Source organism: Caballeronia sp. LZ034LL (genome assembly GCF_031451215.1).
Classification (GTDB): domain Bacteria; phylum Pseudomonadota; class Gammaproteobacteria; order Burkholderiales; family Burkholderiaceae; genus Caballeronia.
Genome location: NZ_JARUXR010000003.1, coordinates 509,969 through 516,847 on the forward strand (window position 1 = coordinate 509,969; position 6,879 = coordinate 516,847).

Annotated in this window: 5 protein-coding genes; 2 read left to right on the forward strand and 3 right to left on the reverse strand. The window is 63.4% G+C overall.

What is annotated here, in order from left to right; genetic code table 11:
- Nucleotides 1-28 precede the first annotated feature (28 nt).
- Both QCE83_RS23380 and QCE83_RS23385 read left to right on the forward strand, forming a co-directional pair.
- Nucleotides 29-940, forward strand: a complete 912-nt coding sequence (locus tag QCE83_RS23380; RefSeq protein ID WP_309816831.1) for a LysR substrate-binding domain-containing protein — start codon at nt 29-31, stop codon at nt 938-940.
- Nucleotides 941-1,037: 97 nt separating this feature from the next.
- Nucleotides 1,038-2,297, forward strand: coding sequence for an MFS transporter (locus QCE83_RS23385; RefSeq protein WP_309816833.1), 1,260 nt, complete (start codon nt 1,038-1,040; stop codon nt 2,295-2,297).
- A gap of 10 nt (nt 2,298-2,307) precedes the next feature.
- On the opposite strand, the gene QCE83_RS23390 is transcribed toward QCE83_RS23385, so the two are convergent.
- The 3 genes from QCE83_RS23390 to QCE83_RS23400 all read right to left on the reverse strand — a co-directional run.
- On the reverse strand, nt 2,308-2,658 hold the full coding sequence (locus QCE83_RS23390; RefSeq protein WP_309816836.1) for a hypothetical protein: 351 nt from the start codon (nt 2,656-2,658) through the stop codon (nt 2,308-2,310).
- Nucleotides 2,659-2,690: 32 nt separating this feature from the next.
- A complete protein-coding gene (locus tag QCE83_RS23395) occupies nt 2,691-3,533 on the reverse strand; it encodes a serine hydrolase (protein WP_309816839.1) in 843 nt (280 codons plus the stop codon).
- 501 nt (nt 3,534-4,034) lie between these two features.
- Nucleotides 4,035-6,879, reverse strand: a 2,845-nt coding sequence (locus QCE83_RS23400; RefSeq protein ID WP_309816842.1) for an RHS repeat-associated core domain-containing protein, incomplete at its 5' end; no start/stop codon positions are given.

Consider the following 6,879-nt stretch of genomic DNA (forward strand, 5'->3'; position numbering starts at 1 on the left):
GCGGCAACGCCGTCGCTCCCGGTCTTCCATGCCCCTTCGCCTGCCTCCGCTCAATGCGCTGCGCCTCTTCGAGTGCGCCGCGCGCCATCGCAGCTTCAAGCTCGCCGCCGCCGAACTGAACGTGACGCCGGGCGCCGTGAGTCACGGCATCGGCGCACTGGAGGACATGCTCGGCGTCGAGCTGTTCGTGCGCGAGCCGCGCGGCCTGTCGCTCAGCGCGGCCGGCGAGCTCTATCTTCCCTATATCGCCGAGGCGTTTTCGCTGATCGCCATCGGCACCCGTTCGCTGCCCGACCGGCGCAACCGCCGCTCCATCTCCGTCACCTGCGCGCCGACGCTCGCGGCCCGCTGGCTGGTGCCGCGTCTCGGCGATTTCCGCGCGCGCTGGCCCGATATCGACGTGAGCATCGATACGTCGCGGCGGCAGGCGGGCTTTCCCGTCGATGGCTTCGATTTCGGCCTGCGCCTGAGCCGCGGTCCGGTGGACGGCGCCGCGTGGCTGCGCCTGTTCGGCGAGCGGCTCGTGCCGCTGTGCAGTCCGGCCTGCCGCGCGACGCTCAGCGCCGGCGGCGACGCACCGGATCTCACGCGCGCGACGCTGATTCACGTCGATACCGCCAGCCAGGACTGGCAGGCGTGGCTGGACGGCGCGGGCATGGCGGGGCTCGATCTGCGCGGCGGCCTGCGTTTCGACACCGTGCAACTGGGCTTCGAGGCGGCCGCGGCCGGGCTGGGCGTGGTGATCGGCCGGCTGCCGCTGGTCGAGCGCGAACTGACGCTGGGCACGCTGGTGCGGGCATCGGAGAAGGTGGTCGAAACGCAGACCGCCTACTGGCTGTGCGATACGCCGCAGGCCCAAGAACGCGCCGATCTCGCCGCGTTCAAGGCGTGGCTGATCGAGCAGGCTGCCGGCTTCGACACCGATGAGCCAGGCGGCTGAATCCCGGTTGAACTGCGTTCATCCGGCCGCGAAAACTTTTCGTTTGTCAGCACGCCCGTGCGCCTGCGACGATGCCCGGCAAGGAGGAACCCTGTCCATGTCGTCACTTTCGTTCGATGCAAAACGCACCCGCATCGCGGCTTGGGCGCTGATCGGCGCAGCCGGGCTGATCCTCAGCGCCGCCATGGGCGTGCGTCAGACCTTCGGGCTGTTCATCGGCCCGTTTTCCTTCGATCGCGGCCTGCCGGTCACGCTGATCGCCTTTGCGATTGCGCTGCACAACCTCGTCTGGGGCTTCGCGCAGCCCTTCGCGGGCGCGGCCGCCGATCGCTACGGCGCCGCCCCCGTGGTCGCCTTCGGCGCCGCGACCTTCGCCTGCGGACTCGCCATCGCGGGCGCGGCCACGTCGGGCTGGATGTTGATGCTCGGGCTCGGGCTGCTGGTCGGCATCGGCATCAGCTGCACGAGCTTCGGCGTGGTGCTCGCGACGGTGGGACGCGTCGCGTCGCCGGAAACCCGCAGCCTCGCGATGGGTCTCGCCAGCGCGGGCGGCTCGCTCGGGCAAGTGCTGATGGTGCCGTTCGCCCAGGCCGTGCGCGTGCACGCGGGCGTGCCGGCGTCGATGTATGCGCTCGCCTTCGTGCTGCTGCTGATCGCGCCGCTGGGCATCGTGCTGGATCGCGCCAGCCGGAGGCGCAAGGCGCAGGTTCAGGCTCAGGCGCGGACTCAGGCGCAGCCGGCTTCCTTGCCGCTGCGCGAGACGCTCGCTTATGCGGCGCGTCATCGCGGCTACCGGCTGCTGACGCTCGGCTTCTTCACCTGCGGCTTCCAGCTCGCGTTCATCGCGACGCACCTGCCCGGCTATCTGCTGCTCTGTCACATGCCGGTGGGGCTCGGCGCGACGGCGCTCGCGCTGATCGGCTTCTTCAACATGATCGGCAGCTGGGGATGCGGCTGGCTCGGCGGACGCTGGCGGCAACATCACGTGCTGGCGTGGCTCTATCTGATCCGCGGCGGCGCCATCGCGCTGTTCGTGCTGCTGCCGACGACGAGTGTCTCGGTGGTGCTGTTCGCCGCCGTGATGGGCCTGACGTGGCTCGGCACCGTGCCGCTTACCAACGGGCTGATCGCGAAGGTGTTCGGGACGCGCCATCTCGGGACGCTGTTCGGCGTCGTGTTCCTGAGCCATCAGCTGGGCTCGTTTCTCGGCGCATGGCTCGGCGGCTATGTGTTCGACACCACCGGGTCCTACTCGCTGATCTGGGGCGCCACTGCCGTCGCAGGTCTGGTTGCGGCGCTGCTGCACTTTCCGATCGACGACCGTCCGCTCGCCGGAGATTCGCTCGCCACGGCGTGAGGGTATCGGCTTACGAAGGATTCAGGCAGCCGCGCACCATCGTCGCGTAGAGCGGATCGGCGATGCGCCGCTCGAAGTATTCGACGAGCGTCGAACCCGCGTCCTTGCGCACGCTCACGCCGATGGTCACGCCCTTGAAGTAGGTCTCCCCGCGCAACCGGACCGCGCCGTCGTGCTTCACGCGGCTGAACTCGCGCGTGCCGTTCTTCCAGCGCGCGGCGATGCACTCCGCCACCTCCGACACGTTCGCCGCCGTGCGTTCCCTGAACACCGGCGAGCGTGCGAACACGCTGTCGTGCCGCGAGCATGCGGCGATCGCGATGCACAAGCCGATCATCGATACGACATGCCGCGTTTTCATCGGGTGCTCTCCGGGGTTGCGCGGCGTGGCGTTTAACGGCCACGCGCGGCGTTCTTCGCGTTTTTCATTAACCAGCTGCGCAGGTTCACGGCATCCTGGACGTGCGCGTGTGCATCGGGTGCGCCGAGAATCACGAACACGACCTGCCTCCCGTGCACCGGCGCGATCACGATGAGGCAATGCCCCGCCTCGTTCGTAAAGCCGGTCTTCTGCAGGCCGACGCGCCATGCCGCGTTGTACACCAGCGGATCCGTGTTGCGATACATCAGCGGCCCCGCGCCGCCAAGCACGAGCTTGTGATGCGAGGTCGCATAGTCGCGGATGGTGGGATAGCGATACGCCGCGCGGGCCAGCTTCGTGAGGTCGCGCGCCGTCGAGACGTTGTGCGGCGAGAGGCCGGTCGGATCGACGAAATGGCTGCGCTGCATGTGCAGGCGCTTCGCGGTGCGGTTCATCGCGCGCACGAAGCCAGGACGTCCGCCCGCATAGTCGCGGCTCAGCGCGAACGCCGCCCGGTTTTCCGACGACATCAACGCAATGTGCAACATCGTCCGGCGCAGCAGCAGCGAGCCCACCGGCAGGCGCGAGCGCGACCACTTGAGACGGTCGACATCGGCGTCGGTGATGCGCGCGGGCTTGATGAGGGAACGCTTCGAGTCGAGGACGACCATGGCCGTGAGCAGCTTGGTCAGCGAGGCGATCGGCAGGCGCTGGTCGGCGTGGCGCGCGTAGAGCGTGCGCCCGGTGGCGAGATCGACGGCGATCGCGGCGCGTGCGTGAACGAGCGGTTTTGAGACGGCGCGCTTCGCGTGTGCGATGAGCGGCACGAAACTCGCGAAGAGGAAGATGAGGAAGACGAGGTGGAATCGGGTCATGACGCGTTCATTTACGCGTCGGGTGGGAGGGGGTTTGCAAGTGCGACGGCATGGAGGTGGCGGCGGGAGCGGCGACAAGCGGGAAGCACGCTACCGTAAGGTGTGAGGCTTAAGTGGGACTTAAGGGGGGCATATGCCTGATCGTGATGGAGCCCCGGTAGAAGCGTCAATCGGCTCCTGACTAATGGATCTGCCCGTTGTGAGATCGAAGTATCTGCTGGCGCCGTGGCAGATTCGAGCTGCGACAATTCACGAGGAGTAGTCTTGACAAAAGACCGCTTTTTGCGGCCTTGAAAAATTTCAAGATGCACGATCGAGTGCCGTTCCGACGTCTTGAAGCAACCTCATGACGTTTTCTCGACTTGCGCCTATGCGGGTTTCGAACTCGAAAAGATCTATCCCATTGCATATCTCGTTGAGAGCCGAGTTGATGATCAGCAATTCATCACGGCTGATTTCGATATTCAGTTTATTGACTGACGAACTAACAATTTCCATTTTTTACCTCAAACGATTGAAATAGTTGATACCGTCGGATGGACGGAATGCAGTTCCTCCGTCCACAGCTCTCGGGTTGTGAATGACAACCGTACCAAACACATCGCTCCAATAAGCCTGTCGATCATTGCTTAAGCTTCGCGCGTGGGTCGGATTGCTTATCACATCGTGAATCAAGTCCGCGAACTGCGCGCGAGTGCGAATTCCCAGACCTCGATATTCGCCTTTTTCAAGTACATGTTTTTCAAAAGCGTGTCCGTTTGCTATGGCATCCGCGAGGCCGCATCTCAATCCAAGCGGATCAGCCCAGCCGAAGATGTTCGGTGCGAATTCATAGGGATTGATGCCTCCCGCCAAGCCGATGGGGTCATTGCTGATGAAGCTTCCAGTCTGCGGGTCGAAGTACCGATGGCGGTTATATCTCAGCCCACTCTCATAGTCTTCATACTGACCTTGCAAGCGAATCGGCTGCTCGATGCGCTCCGTCCCGACATGATCGACTTGGCCGGTCACGCCGTAGTGTACTTCCCATACGATCTCGCCGTTCGTGTTGCGCAGGCGTACCGGCGCGCCGTTCGGGTCGTTCTGGTAGAAGTACAGCCGCTTCGATGCGGCTTCTTTCGTCTGCATCGCCAGGGGCTCGAAGCTTCCCAGGTGGTATGCATAGAAGCGTGCTGAGTCCTGTTTGTTCGCAGCGCGCCGCACCTCACCCGCCATCGCATCGCCGTCCCACAGGAACCACGTTTGCGAACCGTGCTGGCTATGTTTTCCATGCCATGCATCGGTGGCCCGCTTGCCAATGCGTCGCCCCAGCGCGTCATAGCGATACGCCCAGCGCTCGTTCTGCGTGTTCTCGAAGCTCGCCAGCCGGCCGAATGCATCCCACTCGAAGCGCTGCACGCCATGTCCGCCGCCCTGGCGAATCACCATCTGGCCCGCCACATCCAGTAGCAAGCGCGCGCCATCGTTGTGTTGTAGTTCTCGTCCGCGGGCGTCGTCGCATACGACCTTGAAGCGGTCTCCATGGGCGTCGTAGGCGAAATGCTTCGACCTTCCTGTCGGATCCGTATGCGCGAGGATGCGCCCAAGCGGGTCATAGCTGAATTGATCGCTACCGGAGCGGCTGTCGCGGCGTTCAGTCAGATTGCCGTTGATGTCATAGCCGAAGTGCGTATCGTCGTCGTGCAAGCCCGCGCGGCGGGTTGCATGACGCGTCAGGCGTCCCGCGTGGTCGTATTCGTAGACGTGTTCGAGGCTTCCGGTGAACCGTGTACGAGCCACCCGTCCCGCGATATCGCGCGTGAAGCGGATCGGCTCGTTGTCGTCGATCTGGATGGACTGTGGCGCACCCAGCGCGTCATACGTGTAGGCGAGCGTTTGCTCAAACACGGAATCGGCGGTTTGCAACTTGCGCGTCTGCTCGATCAGACGCCCTGCCGCGTCGTAAGCATACGCAAGCGTGCCCGTTGCATCGACGTGCTGTTGCAGCTCCATCATCAGCTGCCCGTCGAGGTCATAGGCGCGCTTGACCACGCTGTTTGCATTGCTCGCACGGATCAGCTGGCCGCGCTTGTCGTACGTGAAGGCTTCGCTTTGATCGCTGCCTGGAACTGCACGCCGCGTGATACGTCCCAACGGATCGCACGTCACCGTCAGAACCTGACCCAGCGGATCGATGCTTTGCGTCAGATGCCCCGCCGGATCATAGGCATAGTGGCGCGAACGCTTGTCATAGCCGATTTCTTCGACGAGCCTTCCTACAGCATCGCGTTTCAGGTGCCACGTCTCGCCCCGCGCATTGATCACACCGACCAGTTGTTCTTCGGTGTTGTAGTGATAGCGCGTGACATTGCCATTGGCGTCGATGCGGCTCGCCAACTGGCCCTGTCCAAAGAAGCTGAAGCGCGTGATGTGGCCCGCTTCATCGGTGTACTGCGTGAGGTTATCTTCGGCGTCGTATTTACAAGACACCAAGCGATATCCCGGCAGCATGCAGGTCGCGAGCCGTCCCTTGGCGTCCCATCTATAGGTAGCTGACTCTTCTCCCGGCATTTGCCGCTCAATCAGCTTGCCGCGTGCATCGTGCTTCAGGTACGTGGTGCGCCCCAATGCATCCGTCAAACCGGCGAGATAGCCCAGCGAGTCATAGTCGAGTGTGGTGACCTGTTGAGCGGGATCGCGCACCTGAACCAATTGACCGCGTGGGTCATAAGCAAATGCGGTGACGAGGCCCGAGGGTGTGGTCTGCGCAACGAGATTACCGCGCGCATCCCACGTCTGTTTCCACTCTCCGCCTTCCGGGTCAGTTATCGCAATTGGGCGTTGTGCATCGTCGTACTCCGTGCGCGTCGCGCTACGATCCGGCAGCGTGTGACTTAGCAGATTGCCGCGCAGATCGTATTCCCACGTGGTCCTGTTCCCTGCTGGGTCGACTGCTTGAACAGTGTGTCCCCACGCGTCATAGCGATAACTGGACATGCCGCCCAACTGATCGATCAGCATGACCGGCAACCCGCGTTGATCGCATTGCAGGCGTGTGAGTCCGCCCAGCGAATCGGTAATACGCGTCTCGCGATAGGTCAGGTCATATTCAAAGCGATAGTCATAAAGACCGCCATCGCCCCATGCATGATCGACGCGCCACAGACCGTCCTCGTGCATTTGATGCGAATAGTAGAACGACAAGCCGTTGCGATCGGTATGCCGCACCATGACGTGCTCGCCGGCATATTCGAAACAGTAGGGGTTATCGAGCGCATCATGGACCGCGATCAGATCGCTGCGCGCATTCTGCTCGTAGCGCACCAGCGGCCAGCGTTGGCCCTGTGCATCGTGCAATGTCACCCGA